Source organism: Tianweitania sp. (assembly GCF_032053605.1).
In the GTDB taxonomy this organism is placed as follows: domain Bacteria; phylum Pseudomonadota; class Alphaproteobacteria; order Rhizobiales; family Rhizobiaceae; genus Tianweitania.
Genome location: NZ_DAMBUH010000102.1, coordinates 1 through 231, shown reverse-complemented (window position 1 = coordinate 231; position 231 = coordinate 1). Strand labels below are relative to the sequence as shown.

Annotated in this window: 1 pseudogene; it reads right to left on the bottom strand. The window is 70.1% G+C overall.

Features of this window, described 5'->3' with window-relative positions:
- Positions 1–231 (bottom strand): annotated as a pseudogene (locus RTX98_RS17055) (hypothetical protein); the annotation flags it as partial.

The window sequence follows — 231 nt, the reverse complement described above, 5'->3', positions numbered from 1 at the left end:
CCTCGGCTGCCGTCAGCTGAACCGGGCGCTCCACCGTCTTGCCGACGGTAATGCGGTCCTCCGGGAAAGCGCGCGGTGCGGGCGAGAAAGACGAGGGCGCCGGGGAAAAGGCTGCTGCCGGAGCCGGTGCGATATCGCGCAAGGGCTGCTCAGGCTCGACCGGCGTTGGAGCCGGCACTTCCATCGGTACTTCCGGAGCCGGCTGCGGCTCGTAAGGGGCAGGGCCTTCCG